The organism is Flavobacterium soyangense (genome assembly GCF_015277675.1).
Lineage (GTDB): Bacteria > Bacteroidota > Bacteroidia > Flavobacteriales > Flavobacteriaceae > Flavobacterium > Flavobacterium soyangense.
On sequence record NZ_JADHEC010000014.1, the window covers coordinates 19,430 to 41,683 of the forward strand.

The following is a 22,254-nucleotide window of genomic DNA, read 5'->3' on the forward strand; positions in this document are numbered from 1 at the left end:
ATGGATTTAATGGGAATGATGGGTAAATTGAAGGAAACCCAACGAAAAATTGAAGAAACTAAATTACGTTTGGATTCGGTTTTAATAGACGAACATAGCAATGACGGCGCATTGAAAGTAACTTTCACGGCCAACGGAAAACTAAAATCTATTTCTATAGCCGATTCTTTATTGGAAGACAAAGAGCAATTAGAAGATTATTTGATTGTAACCTTGAACAAAGCCATCGAAAAAGCCGCAAAAGTAAACCAAGCAGAATTAGATGCTGTCGCTAAAGTCGATATGCCAATGATTCCGGGAATGGATGAAATGTTTAAATAAACTACAAAGGACTTAAATTCCATAGATTTGTTTGTTGCCTTAATTTGCACACTGAAATATAGATTCTTGCCACTGATTCACAGATTTTTAAAACAATTACTATAATCTGTGAATCAGTGGCATAATTTTTAAAACCGGAAAGATAATTGTATTGAAAGTGCATAGTTTTAAACTACATTCAAGAACTATAAAAAATAATTTAACCCAATAATAATATCAAATCAAATGATAAATCACAAAAATTGGCACGAAAAACACGTTGAAACATTAAGCTTCGGAAGTCGTTTAGCTGATTCAGTGGCAAGAGGAATGGGTTCTTGGAAATTTATCATTCTTCAAACCGTTTTAGTAATCCTCTGGATGGGACTAAATATTATTGGTTATTTCTACCATTGGGATGTATATCCATTTATATTGCTCAATCTTCTTTTTTCGACACAAGCTGCTTATGCTGCGCCAATTATTATGATGGCTCAAAACAGACAAAACGAAAGAGACCGTTTGCAGGCTCAGGCTGATTATCAAACAAACATTGATGCAAAACTTGAAATTGAAGCCCTTACAATAAAACTTAACCAACTTGAAGTAAATAAACTAGACAAGATTATTGCAATGTTAGAACAAATGAAGAAATAATTAAAACCTGACAGTTATTAAAAACCTGACAGGTTTAAATTATTCACAACTTCTCCAAAGTTTCCATCACATAAGTGTGCATCACTTCACGATAATCAAGATGTGTTACGATTCGTAATTTTCCGTGTCCCATTGTGCTTATCGAGATTCCTTTTTGTTTTAATTTCTCTATCAAAACGGCTTCGTCTATATTAAATCGAACCGAGAAAATTAAGATATTGGTTTCTACAGGTTCTACTTTTTCGACCCAATTCAGTTTTTCTAGAACAGCTCCTAATTCCTTGGCACGCCTATGATCGTCTGCCAATCTTTCGATGTTGTTGTCTAATGCATAAATTCCGGCTGCCGCCAAATAACCTACTTGACGCATTCCGCCACCAAGAATTTTTCGAATTCGCAAAGCCCTGTGAATCGTGGCTTTATCGGACAATAAAAGGGAACCAATTGGCGCTCCCAAACCTTTGGACAAGCAAACGGAAATCGTGTCAAATACTTTTCCGTAATTTTTTGGATTGTCATTGGTGGCAACCAAAGCGTTCCAAATCCTGGCACCATCCAAGTGAAATTTCAGATTATTGGCATCGCAAACCTTCCTTATTTTCTTAAATTCTTCAAAATCATAACAGGCGCCACCTCCTTTGTTAGTCGTGTTTTCGACACAAACCAAACTTGTCAGCGGGCTGTGATAAAATTCTGGATCATTGATGGAACCGGCCACTTGTCCAGCCGTGATCATTCCGCGATTTCCATTCAATAAACAGCAGGAAACACCACTATTAAAGGAAGCTCCTCCGCCTTCGTAATTATAAACGTGTGCCCATTTATCAGCGATTAGTTGTTCGCCAGGTTGCGTATGTAATTTGATGGCCGTTTGATTTGCCATTGTTCCCGAAGGAAAAAAGAGTCCTGCTTCCATCCCAAACATTTCGGCAACCCTGGCTTCTAATTCTATTACAGTTGGATCTTGTTTGTAGACATCATCACCAACTTCGGCTTTAAACATTGCTCGCAACATTTCTTGTGTAGGTTTTGTAACGGTATCGCTAACTAAATTAATTTCCATATTATTTTTATATCAGTACGAATGGTTCTCGACTTGTCCCTTCGCAAAATTTTTCTATTTTTGTGCCACAAAATTACTATAATTTATGACAACTACCGAACAAATAAAAGGTATTGTAGAGCGCCTTGGTGCGTTGAGGAGGTATCTTTGACGTTGATGCCAAACTAATCGAAATTACCAACGAAGAGGAAAAAACCTTGGCTCCAGACTTTTGGAACAATGCCAAGGAAGCCGAAATCTATATAAAAAATCTTCGCTCCAAGAAAAAATGGATTGAAGATTACAATAAAGCAGTCGAAATGACTGATGAGTTGCAACTGGCTTACGAATTCTACAAAGAGGGGGAACTTTCTGCGGAGGAATTAGACGAGCAGTACCATAATACCGAACATCATATTGAAGCGATTGAATTCAAAAATATGCTTTCGGATGAAGGTGATAGTTTGAGTGCGGTGCTACAAATTACGGCTGGTGCTGGTGGAACCGAAAGTTGCGACTGGGCTTCGATGTTGATGCGAATGTATATGATGTGGGCCGAAAAATCGGGTTACAAATTGCGGGAACTGAATTACCAGGAAGGTGATGCAGCTGGCATAAAAACAGTAACCTTAGAAATCGAAGGTGATTATGCTTTTGGCTATTTGAAAGGTGAAAACGGAGTGCATCGATTGGTGCGAATTTCTCCTTTTGACAGCAATGCCAAGCGACACACGTCTTTTGCATCGGTTTATGTATATCCGCTGGTCGATGATACAATAGAAATTGAAATCAATCCTGCCGATATTGTTATCACAACAGCTCGTTCGAGTGGTGCTGGAGGGCAAAACGTGAATAAAGTGGAAACGAAAGTTCAGTTAGTCCACAAACCTTCCGGGATTCAGATTCAATGTTCGGAAACACGTTCGCAACACGACAATAGAAACCGGGCGATGCAAATGCTTAAATCTCAATTGTATGAAATTGAGCTGAAAAAACAACAAGAACAACGCTCCGATATTGAAGCCGGAAAGATGAAAATCGAATGGGGATCGCAAATTCGAAATTATGTGATGCAACCTTATAAATTAGTCAAAGACGTTCGCACCGGTTATGAAACCAGCAATGTTGATGGCGTGATGAATGGCGAAATTGACGAGTTCCTGAAAGCATTCCTGATGATGATGGGACAAAAAGAAGAGGAATAGTTTGCAGTGGCAATATTTAGATATTTTAAACCCGACAGTTTTTTGAAACCTGTCGGGTTTTTATTTGAGTTTTATACATACAAAACAATCTTTTTCCATCCAAAAACGCAAGCAAACAACCGTAAGATGAATACATTATTTTATTGTTAAATTTTCTCTGGGACAGACTATAAAACTTGGCTCTAAGCAATCCATTAGGAAATTCAACTCAAATTTAATATATTTAGCAAATATATCCCATACCCAACTAATCCAACATCAATGAAATCCTATTCCATTCAAGAAATAAATGAAGTTTTAAAAGGCACTCTTATAGGTAATACTTCCATAATAATTACAGCGCCAGAACAATTAGGACTTGCTGGTGCTTCTGATATTTCATTTATTGGAAACAAGAAATACGAAAGATTTTGGGAAACATCTAAAGCATGCGCAGCAATTGTTAACGAAGATATTTCGATTGAACCCGGAAAAAACAAGGTTTTTATCAAAGTAAAAAATGCTGATTTAGCAATGTCGCAAGTTTTAGAACTTTTTGCTCCGCCTACTCCATTATTTAGCATTGATATTCATACAAAAGCAATTATAGAGAAAACTGCCATTATAGGAAACGGAACAAAAATTGGCGCCGGAAGTTATATTGGTCCAAAAGTTAAAATTGGCGAAAACGTCATTATTTATCCTAATGTTACTATTCTTGATGAATGCACGATAGGAAAAAACACGATAATTTGGCCCGGTGCAGTAGTTCGAGAACGTTGTCATATAGGCTCAGATTGTATCATTCACCCTAATGCCACGATTGGCGCAGACGGTTTTGGATTTCGCCCTTGTCCTGAAAAAGGGTTGGTCAAAATTCCACAAATAGGAAACGTAATTATTGGCAATGGAGTCGAAATTGGTGCAAATTCGTGTGTCGACAGAGGGAAATTCAGCTCAACAGTTTTAGGTGATGGTTGCAAGATTGACAATTTAGTACAAATTGGCCATAATAGTATTTTAGGGAAATTCTGTATCATGGCAGGAAATTCTGGATTAGCAGGTTCAGTAACGTTAGGAAACGGAGTTATCATTGGCGGAAGCGCATCAATAAAAGACCACGTAACCATTGGCGATGGAGCAATTGTTGGTGCCGGGTCAGGTGTTACAGGTGACATTCCAGCCGGAAAAACGATGTTAGGTTATCCTGCAGTTGAAGCTCGAGATGCATTAAAACAATGGGCGATTTTAAAAAGGCTCGTTAATGAATCCAAGAAATAAATCTGGAAAATATTCTCAAATCTATTACTATGGTTTTGTAATTTAGCCGTCTCTATTTTCAGATAAACACAATTTCATTATGGACTTGAACTTCAATAAAAACGAAGACCACAATAAACTCCTTCTCTCTGATCTGCGTCATAAATTTGCCAAAGTAAAACTAGGTGGAGGCGAAATACGCATCAAAAAATTACATGCCGAAGGCAAGATGACGGCGCGGGAACGCATTGATTATTTGCTTGACGCCAAAGGGAAATCTATTGAAATTGGCGGATTTGTTGGCGAAGGAATGTATATCGAACACGGCGGATGTCCTTCGGGAGGTGTTGTGGTAAAAATTGGATACATAAAAGGAAAACAATGCATAGTCGTGGCCAATGATGCGACTGTAAAAGCGGGAGCCTGGTTCCCAATTACGGCAAAGAAAAATCTGCGAGCACAAGAAATTGCGATGGAAAACAGATTACCAATAATTTATTTGGTGGATTCCGCAGGAGTCTATTTGCCACTACAAGACGAAATTTTTCCTGATAAGGAACACTTTGGACGCATTTTTAGAAACAATGCCCTGATGAGCAGTATGGGAATTACACAAATTTCGGCAGTTATGGGAAGTTGTGTTGCCGGTGGCGCCTATCTTCCTATAATGAGCGACGAAGCTTTGATTGTGAATAAAACCGGAAGCATTTTCCTTGCTGGAAGTTATTTAGTCAAAGCTGCCATTGGCGAAAATATTGATAACGAAACCCTTGGCGGAGCAACAACACATTGCGAAATTTCGGGTGTTACAGATTATAAAGCCAAAGATGATAAAGACGCTTTGGATAAAATTAAAAATATTATAGACAAAATTGGCGATTATGACAAGACCGGTTTTAGTCGAATCAAGTCCGCAAAACCAGCATTAGATGAAAATGAAATTTATGGTATTTTGCCAAAAGCCCGAAATGAACAGTATGACATGATGGAAATAATCAGCCGACTGGTCGATAATTCTGAATTTGAAGCTTACAAAGACGGTTATGGCCAAACTATTATCACGGGTTATGCACGAATTGATGGTTGGGCTGTGGGAATTGTTGCCAATCAACGAAAAGTGGTGAAAACTAAGACAGGTGAAATGCAATTTGGTGGCGTAATTTATTCGGATTCCGCAGATAAAGCAACCCGATTTATTGCCAATTGCAACCAGAAAAAAATACCTTTGGTTTTCTTGCAAGATGTTACAGGATTTATGGTTGGTTCCAAATCTGAACAAGGTGGAATCATAAAAGATGGTGCCAAAATGGTGAATGCCGTTTCTAATTCAGTAGTACCAAAATTCACCATTATTGTTGGAAATTCGTATGGTGCAGGGAATTATGCAATGTGTGGAAAAGCATACGATCCAAGATTAATAGTGGCTTGGCCCAGTGCAGAACTTGCCGTTATGGGCGGAACACAAGCTGCAAAAGTATTGGCACAAATTGAAGCTTCTTCGCTAAAAGCAAAAGGAGAAATCGTGGATGAAGCCAAAGAAATGGCACTTTTCGAAAAAATAAAAGCGCGTTATGATGAGCAAACTTCGCCATATTATGCAGCTTCCAGACTTTGGACAGATGCCATAATCGATCCTTTAGAAACCAGAACCTGGATTTCGATGGGAATTGAAGCTGCAAACCATTCGCCTATCGAAAAGAAATTTAATTTGGGAGTGATACAGGTTTAACAATGAAAAAAATATTCTTCATATTAATTGCTATTATTTCACTAAATATAAGTGCACAAAAACTTCATGAAAACGGCAAATATGTTGATGTAAATGGCGTAAAACTATATTACGAAATTTATGGTAAAGGAGAACCATTATTAATGATTCACGGCAACGGAGGGTCATTTGTTTGCTTTGAAAATCAAGTTGCGGAATTCTCGAAACATTTTAAGGTTGTATTAGTTGATTGCAGAGGAAGAGGAAATTCAAGTTATCAAAAAGGGGTTGAATTGACTTTTGACCTTCAGGTTAAAGACATTAATTTATTTCTTGACAAATTAAACATCAAAAAAACAAATATTCTTGGCTGGAGCGATGGTGGAATAATTGGGTTATTATTCGCCATAAAATATCCTGAAAAAGTCAATAAACTAGTAACATCTGGAGCAAATATATTTCCTGAAGGTGTCGTTCATTTTGATGATATGAAAAAAACGGTTGCTAAATTAGAAAATAAAAATAAAAACCACGAAAATGATTTAGATATCGATTTAAACAATTTAGACATTTATTATCCCAATTTGAAATACTCCGATTTAAATGTCATCAAATCCAAAACTTTAATCATTGCCGGTGATCACGATGAAATCAAAGGAGAACATACCCTTAAAATTTATGAATCCATTCCCGATGCACAATTGGCAATTTTGCCCAATAGTTCACATTCTGCTTTGATAGAAAATACAACCCTTTTTAATGAAATAGTTTTGCATTTTTTAATGCAACAATAAATTAAATTGTAGTTAAAATATCTTTTTTTGAATTTTTTATTTTTTAGACAAATCTTTTTATTACGTTAAAAATTAGTACCTTAGTATTAGCTTTTAAACTTAAACACTATGAACAGCGTAAAATTTTTAAATAAATGGGCGAATGCGCACACTTATTTTCCGGTAGATTTAGTTCGAATGGCACTTGGAGTTTTTTTATTTTCAAAAGGAGTAACCTTTATTACAAACCTCCAATATTTAGCAGATTTATTGTCACCAATTGACAAGTTTGGTGGCGGAATGATTCTTTTACATTATGTAGCTTCGGCACACATTTTGGGTGGCATCTTAATCTTTTTTGGATTGCTCACAAGATGGGCAATTATAGCCCAATTACCTATATTGATTGGCGCTATTGTAATAAATTTTATGGGAGAAATGCATTCTCAAAATTTATTTTTATCATTAGTAACTCTTGGAATTTGCATCATTTTCTTAATTTATGGAAGCGGAAAACATTCTGCTGATTACTATTTTAAAATGCAGGAATAAATTTGAAAACAAAAAAGAGAGGATTTGAAGTCCTCTCTTTTTATAAATTATTTCATCTCACTGATAATTAAATACTTTCTTTTCTCATAATTTTTCCTGTAGCCGTTTCTTTGAACTTAGGAATGAAAACAATTTCTTTAGGTTTTTCGAATTTGCCTAGAACATTAAAGACAGATTCTTCGATAACAATTGGTTCTCCTTCGACATAAAGCACTACTTTTTCACCAAGAGTTTCGTCAGCTTGACCGCAAACAAAATAACGTCTTGGAATCAGGGTCGAAAGTTTCTCTTCAATTTGCTCTGGAATCAATTTAACACCCCCACTATTAATCACATTATCAATTCGACCAATCCATTCAAATTGCGTGTCAGATACTATATTTACAATATCGTTAGTCACAATTTTTTTATCGCTAATATACTTTGCATCTATTACCAAACAATGTCTTTCATCAGCAGAAACTGTCACATTTGGTAAAACTGTGAAAGCTTTTTCTCCAATTTTTTTTGCTGCAATGTGAGTAATAGTTTCGGTCATTCCATAAGTTTCGTAAATTTTGATTGGCAATTTCAATAATTCTTGCTCAAGGGCTTTATGCACTTTCCCACCTCCAATAATTAATTTCTTGACTTTATACAAATCTTTTAAAGAATTTTTTGCTTGCAGCGGAACCATTGCGCAAAAATCAAATTTTTCGTCAATGCCTTCTAATGGATGCGAACTTGGGGCAACAAATTTCATGTCTAACCCTAAAATAAAGGCTCTAATAAACATCATTTTTCCTGCTACATATTTCATTGGCAAACAATGCAATACCTTATTCCCAGGAGATAAGTCAAAGAAATCTCCAGTTGCCAAAGCCGATTCCATCATTGCTTGCTTTTCTATACGAATTGGCTTTGGATCGCCGGTAGTACCAGAAGTACTCATTTCCATATAGTCTTTTTTATCAAACCAATCGAGGATAAAATCGCCAACAGATTTCTCGTATTCTTGTCCTTCTTTTACAAAACTGTAAGCAACTCTGCATAAATTTTCACGGTTGATATGAAATCCGTTTAGTTTAAAAAGATTGTGTACTTTATTGTATTCTGCTATATTCATAATTTTATATTATTTTGATTTAAACAACTTTAATTTTACCAAATAAACGTTCTTTCCAATTTGTCCATTTATACCTTTTGGCGAAGATAAATAAAATAATTGGATAGATAATCGCCATTGAAACTAACATTTCATTAAGTGTATCAGTTGTGTTTTCAACTCCTGAATATTTAAAAAGTGCATCCGTATGAATCGCTGAATAATCGGAAGTAATTAACAAAGCGGCCATCAAATTATTCCCTAAATGAAAACCTAAAGCCAGTTCCAGACTTTCGTCCATTAATGTCATAATTCCCAATAATAAGCCAGTTCCAATATAAAAAACCATAACTTCATAACCCATTTTAGCAACTTCAGGATTGGCGCTATGAAATAACCCGAAAACAACGGAAGTAATTAGCAGAGGAAACCATCTGTTCTTAGCAATAATTCCAATTTGCTGCATTAGATAACCTCTGAATAAATATTCTTCAAGACCTATTTGGAATGGAAATAACAACATACTTATTATAAATAAAATAGCAAATTTCATTGGATTAAAATTCCATAAAATGGTCGAATGATCCATAGAATAAGAAATTGCAAAAGCAGCAATCGTCAGCAAAATGATTAAACTAAAGGAAAACAAAATCCGTTTATAATCTATTGATTTTCTAGAAGTTGTTAATGAAAGAACACTTCTTTGGTGCAAAACACGGACCAATAAAAACAAAAATCCTAACAGAAAAATAAAGGGAGACAAATTAATTATCAGCGACATATTATTTGGAATATCACTCATCGATTTATAGGCATCATCCACTTGTTTTTTTGACATCATGAAATAGGCAATAAAATTTGCAACAAATATTCCTGCGGTTAATAATGTGGTAATTAAAACACGCCACCAAATATTATTTCCTTTATAAGCTTGTTCTATAAACATTTATAAAATTTAATTGATTCTTATTTAACTTCAATTTTGTCAGTCCGAATTTAACTTAATTTTCTGTTTTTATGCCTTTCTTTGCAAAAAATAAATCACAAAACTTATGATTCAAATTTATCATAATTCACGTTGCGGAAAATCAAGAGAATGCCTTGCTTTCATTGAAGATTCAGGCAAAGAATACGAAATCATCAAATATCTTGAGGACGTCCCTACTTTTGAGGAATTGAAGACAATCATTAAAAAATTAGGAATAAAACCAATTGAATTAGTGCGTCAAAAAGAGAAAATTTGGATAGAAAATTTCAAAGATAAAAAATTATCAGATGATGAAATTATCCATGCAATGATTTCGAACCCAATTTTAATCGAAAGACCTATTGTTATCAACGGTGATAAGGCTATTATTGCAAGACCTTTAGAAAAAGTCACAACCATTCTTTAAAACTTACGTTTAAGTATTTTAACAAATATTTATGGTTTTCCCCTTAAACCAAATCCAATTTTCACTTTCCAATTAGAATAAAAAACACCTTTTAATGAAACATCTCAAATTTATTATGATTTTAGTATTGCTATTAATTTCAACACTTAATTATTCACAAGAAAGACCACAAGCAGCAAAAATCAAAATCAAAGGAACTGTAATCGAAAAAATTAGCAAACTACCATTAGAATATGCTACGGTCACTTTTACAAATCCAAAATTTCCAAAAGCAACTACCGGGGGAATTACTAATCCAAAAGGGGAATTTGATATTGATGTTACACCTGGAATTTATAATATCAAAATAGAATTCATTTCTTTTAAACCTACCCTATTTACTCAACGAAAACTTCAGGAAAGTACTAATTTAGGTCAAATATCTCTAGAAGAAGATGCCAAACAATTGAACGAAGTTGTGGTTCGTTCTGAAACAACGTCTGTCCAAATCAAATTAGACAAAAAAGTTTACAGTATTGGTAATGACTTGATGGTAAAAGGCGGAACTGTAAGTGATGTCCTGGATAATATCCCATCTGTTTCAGTAGACTCTGAAGGAATTGTGAGTTTACGAGGCAATGAAAGCGTGACCATTTTTATCGACGGAAAACCGTCAAATGCAATTAATATTGCTGAAGCACTTCGATTAATTCCAGCTGATGCTATTGATAAAGTTGAAGTGATCACGAATCCATCTGCGAGATATGATGCCGAGGGTGGTGCAGGAATTTTAAATATTATTCTTAAAAAAGGAAAAAACTTGGGTTTCAACGGAACTTTTATTGCGGCGACAGGTTATCCTGAAAACAATAGTCTTAGCGGAACTTTGAATTATAAAGCAAAAAAATACAATTTATTTACTAACCAAGGATATGCGAACAGAAGTAATCCTGGAAATGTAATGGTCGAAACTAATTATCTCAATCCAAATCCAAATTCTCCTGAATATATATTAGAAACAAGGAAGAATAAGAGTATGGACAAAAGTTACAATGGAAATTTAGGTCTCGAACTGTATCTTAACGAAACTACCACATGGACAAATTCCATTAATTACAGAAACAGTAATGAGAACAACATAGACAACGTGAGTTTTGACAAACAATTTGCTAATTCTTTGGATCATTATATTCAAAAGCGAGTTAATAATGAAGATTCAAAAGGCGAAGATGTTGAATACAAATCAAGTTTGCAAAAAAAATTCAAGAAAGATGGACATAAATTAGATATCGATTTTCAAATTTCAAACAATAATGACAAGGAAACAGCTAATATAGCCGATAGCGAAAGCGGCAATGATTTTACTAAAAATATCCAAAAACGAAACAAAGAATTATTACAAGCAGATTATGTTCTACCAATAGGAAAAGGAGGGCAATTTGAAGCTGGTTATCGTGGTAATTTCTCCAATCAAATAACAGATGTAACTGTATATAATGGTACTGTCATCAATACAGACTTTACCAATAAACTAGAATACATTGAAAAAGTAAATGCATTTTATTCACAATATGGTCTTAAAGTAAACAAATTTTCTTATCTGTTTGGGCTTCGTTGGGAAGACACAAATGTTGATGTAAATCAATATACTACTAACGATTATAACCATAAAAAATACAACGACTTCTTTCCATCTGCCTTTTTAACGTACCAAGTTTCAGAGAAAAGTAGTTTATCATTAAATTATAGCCGAAGAATTAATCGTCCCAGAGGGAGAATGATTAATCCTTTCAGCAATTATTCCAGTAATATCAATATTTTTCAGGGAAATCCAGATTTGAATCCTGCAATGACCGATGCTGTTGACTTTGGATTCTTAAAAAAATGGAATAAATTTATGCTAAGCACTTCCTTATATACTAACAAAACTACCGATGTTTTTATGTTTGTTAGATTAGAATCCGGCGATTATGTAAATGGCGTTCCTGTAATCATTTCAACCCCCATCAACCTTGCAACTGAATTTAGAACTGGCTTCGAATTCAATTTAAATTATACAGCTTACAAATGGTGGAGATTAAACTCTAATTTCAATTTTTTTAATATTGATACCAAAGGGGATTACACTTATACAGACTATAAAAACCAAGTAATTACCCAGAATTTCAATAAAAACACCTCTTCTTGGTCGGCTAAATTAACTTCAAAAGTAACTTTGCCTAATAAAATTGATTGGCAAACCAATATAAATTACAATGGGGATCAAAAAACTGCTCAAGGAAAAATATTGGGTATCTTTGCCATGAATCTTGGATTTAGTAAAGATGTGATGAAAGAAAAAGCAACTGTTGCTTTTAACATTAATGACGTCTTTAACTCCCGAAAAAGAAAAATGGAAACCCTTATTCCAGGTGTAATCGAATCCTATGGAGAAATGCAATTTCAGCAAAGAAAATTCACGCTTTCGTTCACTTATCGATTCAACAAGCAGAAAACTGATAAAGAAAAACAGCCAAAAAGAGAAACTGATAACGGTGGTGAAGATTTTCAAGGATAATAATTATACAAATATAGGCTGAATTTGCAGCCTATTAATTTTCAGAATAGATCCATGAAACACTATCTTAGCTTCAATTTTTTTTTAAACACATCAAATTAAAAACATGACCAATATAATAGTTTTAGGAGCAGGAATGGTTGGCAGTGCAATGGCCGCAGATTTATCAAAGAAACACAACGTAACCATCGCAGATTTAAGTATTCAACGATTAGATTACGTAAAAGAAAAGCATCAAAACATCAACATCTTACAAGTAGATGTTTGTGACACAAAAAAACTTCAATCTGTTCTTGCAGCTTATGATTTTGTTGTTTGCGCAGTTCCCGGCTTTCTTGGTTTTCAAACCATAAAAACCGTTATTGAAGCGGGTAAAAATGTGGTAGATATTTCTTTTTTTCCAGAAAATGCCCTCGAATTAGATGCCCTCGCAAAAGCAAAAGGAGTAACTGCTATTGTTGATTGTGGCGTTGCACCAGGAATGCACAATATCATTTTGGGATATTACAATGAAAAACTGAAATTGACTGATTTTGAAACCTTAGTTGGCGGTTTGCCAAAGATTAAAAAATGGCCTTTCAATTACAAAGCGCCTTTTTCGCCAATTGATGTAATCGAAGAATATACACGTCCTGCCCGCTATGTCGAAAACGGAAACATAATTATCCGCGAAGCTTTAACCGACTGCGAATTTGTGGAATTTGACAAAGTTGGAACTTTAGAATCCTTCAATTCTGATGGATTGCGGTCCATACTATTTACGATGCCACACATCAAAAATATGAAAGAAAAAACCCTAAGATATCCTGGCCATGTTGAATATGTAAGAGTTTTAAAAGACAGCGGATTCTTTAGTGAAAAGAAAATAATGGTAAACGGAACAGAAATTTCACCTCTTGATTTTACCAGTAAAATTCTTTTTAACGAATGGAAATTGGGTGAAACCGAAGAAGAATTAACTGTAATGCGCATCACATTAAAAGGGGAAAATAATAATGGAGAAAAGGAAGAAGTAGTCTATAATTTATACGATGAATATTGTCCTGAAACCCAAACCTCATCAATGGCAAGAACAACGGGATATACGGCAACGGCTGTAGCCAATATGTTTTTAGAAGGTTTGTTTACTGAAAAAGGAATTTTTCCGCCGGAATTGATTGGGAAACACGAATCCTGTTTTGAATACATTTTAAATTATTTGAAAGAGAGAAATGTAAATTACATAAAAACTCAAACCATACAAAAAGTATAATTTAAAGCTCTTTTCAATATCTTTTAATCTCAAAGTAATAATCTTATGAACTCTAAAAGAAGAACAATAGTTTTAGCAATAATGCTACTAATTTCAATTGGAAATTATTCAAGAATCGTTGACCACGGCACTATTCGAACAGTAGAATTTTTGTCCATTTTTGTTATTGGTGCTTTAACATCTTTGTTAATTAGAGAAGTAGCTACAATAATTAAGGAAAAATAAACTCTTACCAATGAACATAAAACTAATCGCCATTGGCAAAACCGACAATAAAAATCTTCAATCCTTAATTGATGAATATCAAAAACGGTTGTCGTTTTACATCAAGTTCGACTTAGAGGTAATTCCTGATATTAAGAACGTGAAAAACTTGTCGGAAAGTCAGCAAAAAGAAAAAGAAGGAGAATTGATTTTAGCAAAAATAACGCCAACCGACCAACTTATTTTATTGGACGAAAACGGAAAAACTTTCTCAAGTGTGACTTTCTCAGAAGAATTACAGAAGAAAATGAATGCCGGAATAAAAACCTTAGTTTTTGTAATTGGTGGTCCTTATGGCTTTTCGGAAACAGTTTATGCAAAAGCAAATGGTAAAATTTCGCTTTCGCTAATGACATTCTCACATCAAATGGTGCGTTTATTTTTTATCGAACAGTTGTATCGTGGATTCACAATTTTGAAGAATGAACCTTATCATCATCAATAAAAAGTAATCAGTGGAAAGTCGCAGTATTTAGTTAAAAAATAAATTCTTCTCTATTTTGAATTTTTAAACTTTGAATTAAAATTTCATTTTGAATATAATTCCCAAAACTCATATTTGGATCAAAACGAAATCTTATTTTTTTGAGCTTATCTTTGGGTAAATTGTTTAATAATTGTTTAAGTTCTTCACGACTTCCTGATGTGCCGTCTACAAATATTTCATTGTGTTTGTCAAAAAAAACAACAAAACTAAACATTGGTTTTTTCATTTTATAAACCACTTTCGTGAAAGGTAGAAACGCCAAATTCTTACCAATACTGTCAGCATAAGAATAATAATTTTCGGCTAATTCATTTTTATGAGCCACTTCACTTCGCTTTTTTTCCTGCAATTTTATCACTTCCGGAATCACTAATCGTAAAGGCAATCGCTTGTCAATATTAAAAATCCAGTTAGTTGAAATAATTTCGTTTTTCTTATTTACTTCCGCCAAAGTGTCTTTTCCCTTGGTTCTAAAAAAAATATAAATCGGCGAATGATCTACAACGTCTCCAACAACTGTCACATTGGATTTTGGCAACAAAACAGCTTCTTTGTTCCCACAGGAAAACAGAATAAAAAGAATAATTACACTAAAATATTTCATATAAATTGATTCGTTTTATTAAATAAAGTAACACATTCCATTGCTTCTTTTACATCGTGAACACGAAGTATTTTTGCTCCTTTCGTCAAGGCAATGGTGTTTATAATCGTAGTTCCGTTTAAAGCCTCTTCGGGAGTACATTTGAACACATTATAAATCATCGATTTTCTGGAAACGCCTATAAGTAAAGGCAATTCCAGTATTTCAAATAATTCTAATTCTTGTAAAATTTCATAATTTTGATCTAGTGTTTTCGCAAAACCAAAACCCGGATCAAGAATCAAATCGTTGATGCCAAAACTTCTCGCTGCTGCCACTTTTTCTGAAAAATAGAACAGTATTTCCTTAACGATATTCTCATAATTAGTCATTGTTTGCATTGTTTCTGGAGTGCCGCGTTTGTGCATCATAATGTATGGAACATTATATTTAGCAACTGTTTCCATCATTTTTTCATCAACACTTCCTGCTGAAATATCGTTGATAATGGATGCGCCATTTTCGATACAAATCCTCGCCACTTCACTTCTGAAAGTATCGATAGAAATTGCCGTTTTTGGGAAATTTTTCTGGATTAAACTTACAATAGGTATAATCCTTTTCAATTCATCATTTTCAGAAACATACTCCGCTTTTGGTTTACTGGAATAGGCACCAATATCGATAAAAGTTGCTCCTTCTGAAATTATCTTTCTTGCCTGAAGCAAAATTTCACTTTCATTAATGAATTTCCCGCCGTCATAAAACGAATTTGGCGTAATATTCAAAATTCCCATCACTTTGGGAGTGGATAAATCAATTAAATTTCCATTACAATTTATAGTCATATTGAGCTGTTGGCTAGTACTTGAACAATTTAATACTTAAAACTTAACATTCGTTTATCTTCATTCTTTAAACAAAAAAATTATTCTTATTTTTGTGACAAATATACATCAATAAATGAACATAACTTCACAACAATACGATAGTGTAATTGCAATTTGTCGCTCGCTATTTATCAATAAAATGAAAGATTACGGCAGTGCTTGGCGTATTTTAAGATTACCTTCCCTGACAGACCAAATTTACATTAAAGCCCAAAGAATAAGAAGTTTACAGGAAAATGAAGTTAGAAAAGTAGATGAAGATGAAACTGGTGAGTTCATCGGAATTATTAATTATTCGGTTATGGCTTTAATCCAATTAGAGCTTGGAGTTGTGGATCAACCTGATTTAAACGTGGAAAAAGCAACAGAATTGTACGACCAAAAAATTGCTTTGACCAAACAACTAATGGAAGATAAAAATCACGATTATGGGGAAGCCTGGCGTGAAATGCGTGTAAGTTCATTGACGGATTTGATTTTACAAAAACTGCTTCGCGTGAAACAAATTGAAGATAATAAAGGAAAAACTTTGGTTTCTGAAGGCATTGATGCTAATTATCAGGATATGATTAACTACGCTGTTTTTGCTTTGATTTTAATGAAGAAATTTTAGTAGTAAGAAATTATAAAAACCAATTTAAAAAAATAAAATCATACAGTTATGAAAAACTTCATCGCACAATTCTCTAGACTTTTCGTCGGTATTTTATTCATTATTTCGGGATTGATAAAATTAAATGATCCTTTAGGTTTTTCTTATAAATTAGAAGAATATTTTAGTGAGCCAGTTTTTAACATGCCGCTCTTTGTGCCTTATTCATTGGCTTTAGCATTGTTTTTAGTAATTTTAGAAGTAGTCTTAGGCGTTATGTTACTCATTGGTTACAAATCAAAATTAACGATTTGGAGTTTGTTGCTTTTAGTAGTTTTGTTCACATTTTTGACCTTTTACTCTGCTTATTTTGATGTGGTAAAAGACTGCGGATGTTTTGGCGATGCCTTACATTTAACCCCTTGGCAATCTTTTTCGAAAGATTTGATATTATTATTTTTCATCCTTATTTTACTTTACAATCAAAAATACATAAAACCTTTATTTTCGAATACAATTCAAAATATTTTGGTTTTAATAAGCATCGCTTTGTGCGCATTTATGGGGTATTGGGTTTTAAATCATTTGCCTTTAAAAGATTTCAGACCTTATAAAGTGGGAACAAATCTCAAAACAGCAATGGAAATTCCTGATAACGCACCAAAAAGTGTAGTGGAAATGATTTTTATTTATAATGTTAATGGCGTTGAGAAGGAATTTACTGAAAAGGATTTGATGTCACTTCCGGCTGGAGCCAAGTTTGTTGACAGAAAAGACAAGGTTATCGTTCAAGGCTACCAACCTCCTATTCACGATTTTAAATTGGAACTAGACGGAAACGATAACACACAATTGATTTTTTCAAAAGAAAAATCTCTGTTGATTGTAGCTTATGATTTAGAAAAAGCAAATACAGAAGCTTTGCAAAAACTGAACAAATTGTACAAAGATGCTTCTGCAAAAGGATATTATGTAGCCATTGTTACGGGCTCCTCAACTGATGTAATTGCAGGAGTAAAAAAGAAATATGGATTTCCTTTTGATTTCCTTTTTTGTGATGCAACAGCTTTAAAAACTATAGAAAGAGCGAATCCTAGTTTCGTGGTTTTACATTATGGAACTATAATGCAAAAATTACATTACAACGATATTGATGATTTGAATTTATAATTTACCGTTAGTATTATGAGTAGCAGAAGAGAAAGAAAGAAAAAAAAATTAATACTTATTTTTATAAGTTGTATCGTGTTTGGAATAGGTTATTATTTTCTAAACGAAGTCTCTACTTGGTTTGAGGTGCCTTTAGGGGTTACATTTCACGTTATATTAGGTTGTTCTTTAATGGCAATTTCAGGCATTTATATTGGTTACACTATCAAACAACTTTATTTTACAAAGAGAAGAAAAAGAACCAAACGAATTTATTTAGATGAAAATTCAAATGATAAATCGGAATAAAATCCTTTTTTTATTTCTTATTGTTGGAATAAACTATCATGATGTCAAAATATAACTAATGTTTGAAATTTTGTTTTTTATTCTTCAAAAATTTTGCTATTTAAAATGTAATTTTGCCTAAATTAAAATAAATAAATAAATGAAAAAAATACTTGCCTTACTTTTTGCTTTTGCCAGCTTTTCTTGCACACATGCCCAAAAAAAATCATTTTCTAAAGAAGCATTATCTCAAACATTATTATCTAGTGATGGAAGTCAGGTTGCTTTTAAAAATATTCTAAAAAAATACAAAGGCAAAACCCTCGTTATCGAAGTTTGGGCTTCGTGGTGTGGGGATTGTGTCAAAGCAATGCCAAAAATAAAAGAGTTACAAGCCAATAATCCCGATGCTGCTTATTTATTTATTTCGATGGATAAAACGGTCGAAAATTGGAAAATTGGAATAGAAAAACACGAACTAAAAGGCGATCATTTTATGGCAAACGACCAAATGAAAGGTGTTTTTGGAAAAGCCATAGATTTAGACTGGATTCCAAGATATATTATCATTGACAAAACAGGGAAAATCGTTATATACAGAGCCATTGAAACCGATTTTGAAAAAATAAATGCGGCTTTAAAAGATTTAAACAAATAGAAATTAGAAATAAAATAGAATTATAAAAACACAATTAAAATGAGAAAGAAGATTGTAGCAGGAAACTGGAAAATGCACAAAAATGCAGAACAAACCGAAGATTTATTAAACGAATTAATAGCACAAATCCCTACTGAAAGTGATGCACAAATAATAGTTGCTCCTACCTTTGTAAACTTAGCTTCGGCAGTAGATCATTTAGAATTTACCGCTATCAATGTGGCAGCACAAAATATGCACCAAGCAGAAAGTGGTGCTTATACTGGCGAAATTTCAGCTGATATGCTAAAAAGCGTTGGTGTAAACACTGTAATCCTAGGACATTCAGAACGCAGAGCGATTTTTCACGAAACTGATGCGGTAATTGCTAGCAAAGTTGATACAGCATTGAAACATGATATGACAGTTATTTTTTGCTTTGGGGAAGAATTGAAAGATCGTCAATCTACAACTCATTTTAATATTGTTGAAAATCAATTAAGAGATGGTTTATTCCATATAGAAGCAAAAGACTGGGAAAAAATTGTTTTGGCTTATGAGCCAGTTTGGGCAATTGGAACCGGAGAAACTGCGAGTCCTGAACAAGCACAGGAAATGCACGAATTCATTAGGGAAACCGTTCGCAAAGCCTTTGGAAGCGATATCGCCGAAGATGTTTCAATTCTTTATGGAGGAAGCGTAAAACCTGATAATGCAAAAGAAATCTTCTCTAAACCAGATGTTGACGGAGGTCTTATTGGTGGAGCTGCACTTAATGCCAAAGATTTTGTGGCAATAGTAAATGCCATTTAAGAATTTAGATTAAACTTTATAAATTCAATCCCCAATTATGAAAATAGTTGGGGATTTTTTGTGTTTAAAAATTATCTCTTTCCAAATACTAAAAACAAAATTGCAGTAAATTTTCATCAAAATATGGTTATATAAAATATCAGAATTCAAGATAATAAAAAATCATAAAATATTGTTAAACAACGATTTAATGATTGTAAATAACCAAAAAAAACACCTTTTCCTTTCGGTAATAAGTAATAATTTCTTAAATTTACTGTATCGGCTTGAACAAGCAGAAACACCTACTACTCTCTTTCTTTAGGCCATTCAAAATATTTTAAAGTATAAGAGATATGGCAACCTCAAAACACATTCTTTTTTTTAATCAAATTAGTATCACAGATATTGGCAAAGTGGGTGGTAAAAATGCTTCGCTTGGCGAAATGTACTGCCAGTTAAACCCAATAGGCATAAACATTCCCAATGGTTTTGCAGTCACTGCAGATGGCTATCGACTATTTCGAAAAGCCAATAATTTAGAAAAAAAATTAAAAGATTTGTTGTTTTCGTTGGATAGAAATGAATATTCCAATCTTTCTATCATTGGCAAAAAAACCAGAAATCTCATTCTGACCGCAACTATTCCCGAAGAAGTCAGCAATGAAATTCGAACAGCTTATAAAGAACTTTCCAAAATATTCGGTTCTGATAATCTGGGTGTTGCCGTTCGCAGCAGTGCCACTTCCGAAGATTTGCCATCGGCAAGTTTTGCGGGAAGAATGGAGTCTTTCCTAAATATAAGTGGAGAAAAACAATTGCTCGAAGCAGTCCTTCGCTGCTATGCTTCCTTGTTTACAGATCGCGCCATCAAATACCGCCACGATATGGGATTTACAAATATGGATATCGCCATTTCTGTGGGTGTTCAACAAATGGTCCGAAGCGACAAAGCTTCTTCTGGTGTGGCCTTCACCATTGATCCTGATACTGGGTTTAAAAATGTAATAGTCATCAACGGAACTTTTGGATTGGGTGAAAATATTGTCCAAGGAAGAATCACTCCCGACGAATGGATGGTTTTCAAACCCACCCTTTTCAACAAAAAACTAAACCCAATCTTGAAAAGCCGTTGTGGTAAAAAAGAATTCACAATGATTTATTCTGAAAATTCAAAAGTAGCATCAGCTGAAAAAACCATTGTAAACATTGATACGCCATTGGCAGAACAAAATAAATTTTCTCTAACAAATGAAGAAGTAATTCAGATAGCGCAATGGTGCCAAAAAATTGAAAATCATTATAAAAAATCAATGGATATCGAATGGGCAAAAGACGGTTTAAACAACCAACTCTACATTGTTCAGGCTCGACCGGAAACCATTCACGGAAAAGAACGCAAACAAACCGTTGAAATCTATTCCCTAAAAGAAAAAACCCGCCTGCCGGACGGGCAGGGCAAAATACTGACAAGCGGTATTGCTCTTGGCAATAAAATTACCTCTGGAAAAGCGCGCATTTTAAATAATCCTCAAGAAGGAAATCTATTGCAGCAAGGAGAAATTCTGATAACAGATGTCACAAATCCCGATTGGGATCCCATTCTAAAAAAAGCGGGAGCCATCATCACTAATAAAGGTGGAAGAACCAGCCATTCGGCAATTGTGGCGCGTGAACTCGGAACTGTCGCCGTGGTTGGATGTGGAAATGCAACTTCCATAATAAAAAACGGACAGGAAATCACAGTTTCCTGCGCCGAAGGCAAAGATGGAAATGTATACGACGGACTTTTGAAATGGGAAATAAAAGAACAGGATTTCAGTCAACTGACTTTGCCAAAAACTGCCCCAATGTTTATCCTAGCTGACCCCGAAAGAGCTTTTGATTTAAGCTTTTATCCAAATAAAGGCGTGGGATTAATGCGAATGGAATTTGCTGTTTCCAACACAATCAAAATTCATCCGAATGCTTTGTGTGAACCCGAAAAAGTAACTGATGAATCAACGATTTTGGCAATCCAGGAATTGACCAAAGGCTATGAAAACGGTAAAAATTATTTCGTTGACAAACTTGCCGAAGCAGTTTCTACAGTAGCAGCAGCCTTTTATCCAAAGGATGTGATTGTGCGAATGAGCGATTTCAAGAGCAATGAATATGCCAATCTCATTGGAGGAAAATACTTCGAACCCAAAGAAGAAAACCCTATGATCGGCTTCCGTGGTGCTTCGCGTTATTACAGTGATTTTTATCGAAAGGGTTTTGCGTTGGAATGTGAAGCAATGAAAAAAGTGCGAAACGAAATGGGATTGCATAACGTGAAACTGATGATTCCTTTTTGTAGAACCGTCGAGGAAGGACAAAAAGTTATTGAAGAAATGTCCATCAATGGATTAGTGCAAGGCGAAAACTTGCCTGACCGGCAGACAGGCGAGTTGGAAATTTACGTAATGGTAGAAATCCCAAGCAATGTCTTGTTAGCAGATGAATTTGCCCAACTTTTCAATGGTTTTTCCATTGGTTCTAATGATCTAACTCAACTCACTCTTGGTTTAGACCGGGATTCTTCTTTGGTCAGTTTTTTATTCAGCGAGCAAAATCCGGCGGTCAAAGCTTTAATCCGGGAAACCATTCACGCTGCCAAACGCAATAATATAAAAGTGGGATTATGTGGCCAAGCACCAAGCGATATTCCTGAGTTTGCACAATTCTTGGTTGAAGAAGGAATCGATAGCATTTCATTTAATCCTGATGCTTTGATAAAAGGAATTGAAAATATTTTGCTTGCCGAAAAGAAAAATACAGTTCGAATATAATTTAAAACGACACCATT

The 22,254-nt window shown here is 34.2% G+C and carries 22 protein-coding genes; 17 read left to right on the forward strand and 5 right to left on the reverse strand.

Annotated elements, in window-relative coordinates; genetic code table 11:
• A complete protein-coding gene (locus IR213_RS07865) occupies nucleotides 1–321 on the forward strand; it encodes a YbaB/EbfC family nucleoid-associated protein (RefSeq protein ID WP_194311760.1) in 321 nt (106 codons plus the stop codon).
• Between the two features lie 225 nt (nucleotides 322–546).
• The gene (locus tag IR213_RS07870; protein WP_194311761.1) at nucleotides 547–957 is read left to right on the forward strand and encodes a DUF1003 domain-containing protein; all 411 of its coding nucleotides are present in this window, start codon (nucleotides 547–549) and stop codon (nucleotides 955–957) included.
• Between the two features lie 43 nt (nucleotides 958–1,000).
• Here IR213_RS07870 and IR213_RS07875 read toward each other — a convergent pair whose 3' ends face one another.
• Nucleotides 1,001–2,020, reverse strand: a complete 1,020-nt coding sequence (locus IR213_RS07875) for a threonine aldolase family protein (protein ID WP_194311762.1) — start codon at nucleotides 2,018–2,020, stop codon at nucleotides 1,001–1,003.
• An 85-nt stretch (nucleotides 2,021–2,105) separates the two neighbouring features.
• Between IR213_RS07875 and prfB the strand changes: the two genes are divergently transcribed.
• From prfB to IR213_RS07900, 5 genes are all read left to right on the forward strand, one after another.
• Nucleotides 2,106–3,204 (forward strand): peptide chain release factor 2 gene (gene prfB / locus IR213_RS07880; protein ID WP_194311763.1). Its coding sequence is split into 2 segments (ribosomal slippage): nucleotides 2,106–2,168 and nucleotides 2,170–3,204, totalling 1,098 coding nucleotides; the frame shifts between segments, so codons are not numbered across the junction.
• A gap of 261 nt (nucleotides 3,205–3,465) precedes the next feature.
• Nucleotides 3,466–4,464: a UDP-3-O-(3-hydroxymyristoyl)glucosamine N-acyltransferase gene (lpxD, locus tag IR213_RS07885; protein WP_194311764.1), complete on the forward strand. Its 999-nt coding sequence runs from the start codon at nucleotides 3,466–3,468 to the stop codon at nucleotides 4,462–4,464.
• 79 nt (nucleotides 4,465–4,543) lie between these two features.
• On the forward strand, nucleotides 4,544–6,172 hold the full coding sequence (locus IR213_RS07890; RefSeq protein WP_194311765.1) for an acyl-CoA carboxylase subunit beta: 1,629 nt from the start codon (nucleotides 4,544–4,546) through the stop codon (nucleotides 6,170–6,172).
• A gap of 2 nt (nucleotides 6,173–6,174) precedes the next feature.
• Nucleotides 6,175–6,945: an alpha/beta fold hydrolase gene (locus IR213_RS07895; protein ID WP_194311766.1), complete on the forward strand. Its 771-nt coding sequence runs from the start codon at nucleotides 6,175–6,177 to the stop codon at nucleotides 6,943–6,945.
• Nucleotides 6,946–7,053: 108 nt separating this feature from the next.
• Nucleotides 7,054–7,476, forward strand: a complete 423-nt coding sequence (locus tag IR213_RS07900) for a DoxX family protein (protein WP_194311767.1) — start codon at nucleotides 7,054–7,056, stop codon at nucleotides 7,474–7,476.
• Between the two features lie 67 nt (nucleotides 7,477–7,543).
• Here the strand turns inward: IR213_RS07900 and IR213_RS07905 are convergent, their stop codons facing one another.
• Together IR213_RS07905 and IR213_RS07910 are read right to left on the reverse strand one after the other, a co-directional pair.
• Nucleotides 7,544–8,581, reverse strand: coding sequence for an AMP-binding protein (locus IR213_RS07905; protein WP_194311768.1), 1,038 nt, complete (start codon nucleotides 8,579–8,581; stop codon nucleotides 7,544–7,546).
• A 19-nt stretch (nucleotides 8,582–8,600) separates the two neighbouring features.
• Nucleotides 8,601–9,506: a CPBP family intramembrane glutamic endopeptidase gene (locus IR213_RS07910; protein ID WP_194311769.1), complete on the reverse strand. Its 906-nt coding sequence runs from the start codon at nucleotides 9,504–9,506 to the stop codon at nucleotides 8,601–8,603.
• A 106-nt stretch (nucleotides 9,507–9,612) separates the two neighbouring features.
• On the opposite strand from IR213_RS07910, the gene arsC reads away from it, so the two are divergent.
• The 4 genes from arsC (at nucleotide 9,613) to rlmH (ending at nucleotide 14,451) form a co-directional block, all read left to right on the forward strand.
• Nucleotides 9,613–9,954 carry an arsenate reductase (glutaredoxin) gene (arsC, locus tag IR213_RS07915; protein WP_194311770.1) on the forward strand — a complete coding sequence of 114 codons (342 nt, stop codon included), beginning with the start codon at nucleotides 9,613–9,615 and terminating at the stop codon, nucleotides 9,952–9,954.
• Nucleotides 9,955–10,048: 94 nt separating this feature from the next.
• A complete protein-coding gene (locus IR213_RS07920) occupies nucleotides 10,049–12,490 on the forward strand; it encodes an outer membrane beta-barrel family protein (RefSeq protein ID WP_194311771.1) in 2,442 nt (813 codons plus the stop codon).
• 106 nt (nucleotides 12,491–12,596) lie between these two features.
• Nucleotides 12,597–13,742 (forward strand): saccharopine dehydrogenase family protein, encoded by a 1,146-nt coding sequence (locus tag IR213_RS07925; RefSeq protein WP_194311772.1) that lies wholly within the window; start codon nucleotides 12,597–12,599, stop codon nucleotides 13,740–13,742.
• Nucleotides 13,743–13,977: 235 nt separating this feature from the next.
• Entirely contained in the window at nucleotides 13,978–14,451 is a 474-nt protein-coding gene (rlmH, locus tag IR213_RS07930; RefSeq protein WP_194311773.1) for a 23S rRNA (pseudouridine(1915)-N(3))-methyltransferase RlmH, read from the forward strand.
• A gap of 31 nt (nucleotides 14,452–14,482) precedes the next feature.
• On the opposite strand, the gene IR213_RS07935 is transcribed toward rlmH, so the two are convergent.
• Nucleotides 14,483–15,097, reverse strand: coding sequence for a hypothetical protein (locus tag IR213_RS07935; RefSeq protein ID WP_194311774.1), 615 nt, complete (start codon nucleotides 15,095–15,097; stop codon nucleotides 14,483–14,485).
• On the reverse strand, nucleotides 15,094–15,924 hold the full coding sequence (folP, locus tag IR213_RS07940; protein WP_194311775.1) for a dihydropteroate synthase: 831 nt from the start codon (nucleotides 15,922–15,924) through the stop codon (nucleotides 15,094–15,096). The genes IR213_RS07935 and folP overlap by 4 nt, the downstream gene beginning before the upstream one ends.
• A 115-nt stretch (nucleotides 15,925–16,039) precedes the next feature.
• On the opposite strand from folP, the gene IR213_RS07945 reads away from it, so the two are divergent.
• The 6 genes from IR213_RS07945 to ppsA all read left to right on the forward strand — a co-directional run bounded on the left by IR213_RS07945 (nucleotide 16,040) and on the right by ppsA (nucleotide 22,237).
• Entirely contained in the window at nucleotides 16,040–16,579 is a 540-nt protein-coding gene (locus IR213_RS07945; protein WP_194311776.1) for a DUF1599 domain-containing protein, read from the forward strand.
• Between the two features lie 48 nt (nucleotides 16,580–16,627).
• On the forward strand, nucleotides 16,628–17,728 hold the full coding sequence (locus tag IR213_RS07950; RefSeq protein WP_194311777.1) for a BT_3928 family protein: 1,101 nt from the start codon (nucleotides 16,628–16,630) through the stop codon (nucleotides 17,726–17,728).
• Between the two features lie 15 nt (nucleotides 17,729–17,743).
• Nucleotides 17,744–18,016, forward strand: coding sequence for a hypothetical protein (locus IR213_RS07955; protein ID WP_194311778.1), 273 nt, complete (start codon nucleotides 17,744–17,746; stop codon nucleotides 18,014–18,016).
• A gap of 139 nt (nucleotides 18,017–18,155) precedes the next feature.
• Nucleotides 18,156–18,653 (forward strand): TlpA family protein disulfide reductase, encoded by a 498-nt coding sequence (locus IR213_RS07960; RefSeq protein ID WP_194311779.1) that lies wholly within the window; start codon nucleotides 18,156–18,158, stop codon nucleotides 18,651–18,653.
• Between the two features lie 39 nt (nucleotides 18,654–18,692).
• Nucleotides 18,693–19,445 carry a triose-phosphate isomerase gene (tpiA, locus tag IR213_RS07965; RefSeq protein ID WP_194311780.1) on the forward strand — a complete coding sequence of 251 codons (753 nt, stop codon included), beginning with the start codon at nucleotides 18,693–18,695 and terminating at the stop codon, nucleotides 19,443–19,445.
• A gap of 335 nt (nucleotides 19,446–19,780) precedes the next feature.
• A complete protein-coding gene (gene ppsA / locus IR213_RS07970; RefSeq protein ID WP_194311781.1) occupies nucleotides 19,781–22,237 on the forward strand; it encodes a phosphoenolpyruvate synthase in 2,457 nt (818 codons plus the stop codon).
• Nucleotides 22,238–22,254: the final 17 nt, after the last annotated feature.

Coding starts and splice junctions, on each gene's coding strand:
- lpxD (WP_194311764.1), top strand. CDS start 3,466: ATGAAATCCTATTCCATTCAAGAAATAAATGAAGTTTTAAAAGGCACT.
- IR213_RS07910 (WP_194311769.1), bottom strand. CDS start 9,506: ATGTTTATAGAACAAGCTTATAAAGGAAATAATATTTGGTGGCGTGTT.
- IR213_RS07925 (WP_194311772.1), top strand. CDS start 12,597: ATGACCAATATAATAGTTTTAGGAGCAGGAATGGTTGGCAGTGCAATG.
- rlmH (WP_194311773.1), top strand. CDS start 13,978: ATGAACATAAAACTAATCGCCATTGGCAAAACCGACAATAAAAATCTT.
- IR213_RS07865 (WP_194311760.1), top strand. CDS start 1: ATGGATTTAATGGGAATGATGGGTAAATTGAAGGAAACCCAACGAAAA.
- IR213_RS07935 (WP_194311774.1), bottom strand. CDS start 15,097: ATGAAATATTTTAGTGTAATTATTCTTTTTATTCTGTTTTCCTGTGGG.
- IR213_RS07890 (WP_194311765.1), top strand. CDS start 4,544: ATGGACTTGAACTTCAATAAAAACGAAGACCACAATAAACTCCTTCTC.
- IR213_RS07950 (WP_194311777.1), top strand. CDS start 16,628: ATGAAAAACTTCATCGCACAATTCTCTAGACTTTTCGTCGGTATTTTA.
- IR213_RS07920 (WP_194311771.1), top strand. CDS start 10,049: ATGAAACATCTCAAATTTATTATGATTTTAGTATTGCTATTAATTTCA.
- IR213_RS07870 (WP_194311761.1), top strand. CDS start 547: ATGATAAATCACAAAAATTGGCACGAAAAACACGTTGAAACATTAAGC.
- IR213_RS07955 (WP_194311778.1), top strand. CDS start 17,744: ATGAGTAGCAGAAGAGAAAGAAAGAAAAAAAAATTAATACTTATTTTT.
- IR213_RS07875 (WP_194311762.1), bottom strand. CDS start 2,020: ATGGAAATTAATTTAGTTAGCGATACCGTTACAAAACCTACACAAGAA.
- IR213_RS07960 (WP_194311779.1), top strand. CDS start 18,156: ATGAAAAAAATACTTGCCTTACTTTTTGCTTTTGCCAGCTTTTCTTGC.
- IR213_RS07945 (WP_194311776.1), top strand. CDS start 16,040: ATGAACATAACTTCACAACAATACGATAGTGTAATTGCAATTTGTCGC.
- IR213_RS07900 (WP_194311767.1), top strand. CDS start 7,054: ATGAACAGCGTAAAATTTTTAAATAAATGGGCGAATGCGCACACTTAT.
- ppsA (WP_194311781.1), top strand. CDS start 19,781: ATGGCAACCTCAAAACACATTCTTTTTTTTAATCAAATTAGTATCACA.
- IR213_RS07895 (WP_194311766.1), top strand. CDS start 6,175: ATGAAAAAAATATTCTTCATATTAATTGCTATTATTTCACTAAATATA.
- arsC (WP_194311770.1), top strand. CDS start 9,613: ATGATTCAAATTTATCATAATTCACGTTGCGGAAAATCAAGAGAATGC.
- folP (WP_194311775.1), bottom strand. CDS start 15,924: ATGACTATAAATTGTAATGGAAATTTAATTGATTTATCCACTCCCAAA.
- tpiA (WP_194311780.1), top strand. CDS start 18,693: ATGAGAAAGAAGATTGTAGCAGGAAACTGGAAAATGCACAAAAATGCA.
- IR213_RS07905 (WP_194311768.1), bottom strand. CDS start 8,581: ATGAATATAGCAGAATACAATAAAGTACACAATCTTTTTAAACTAAAC.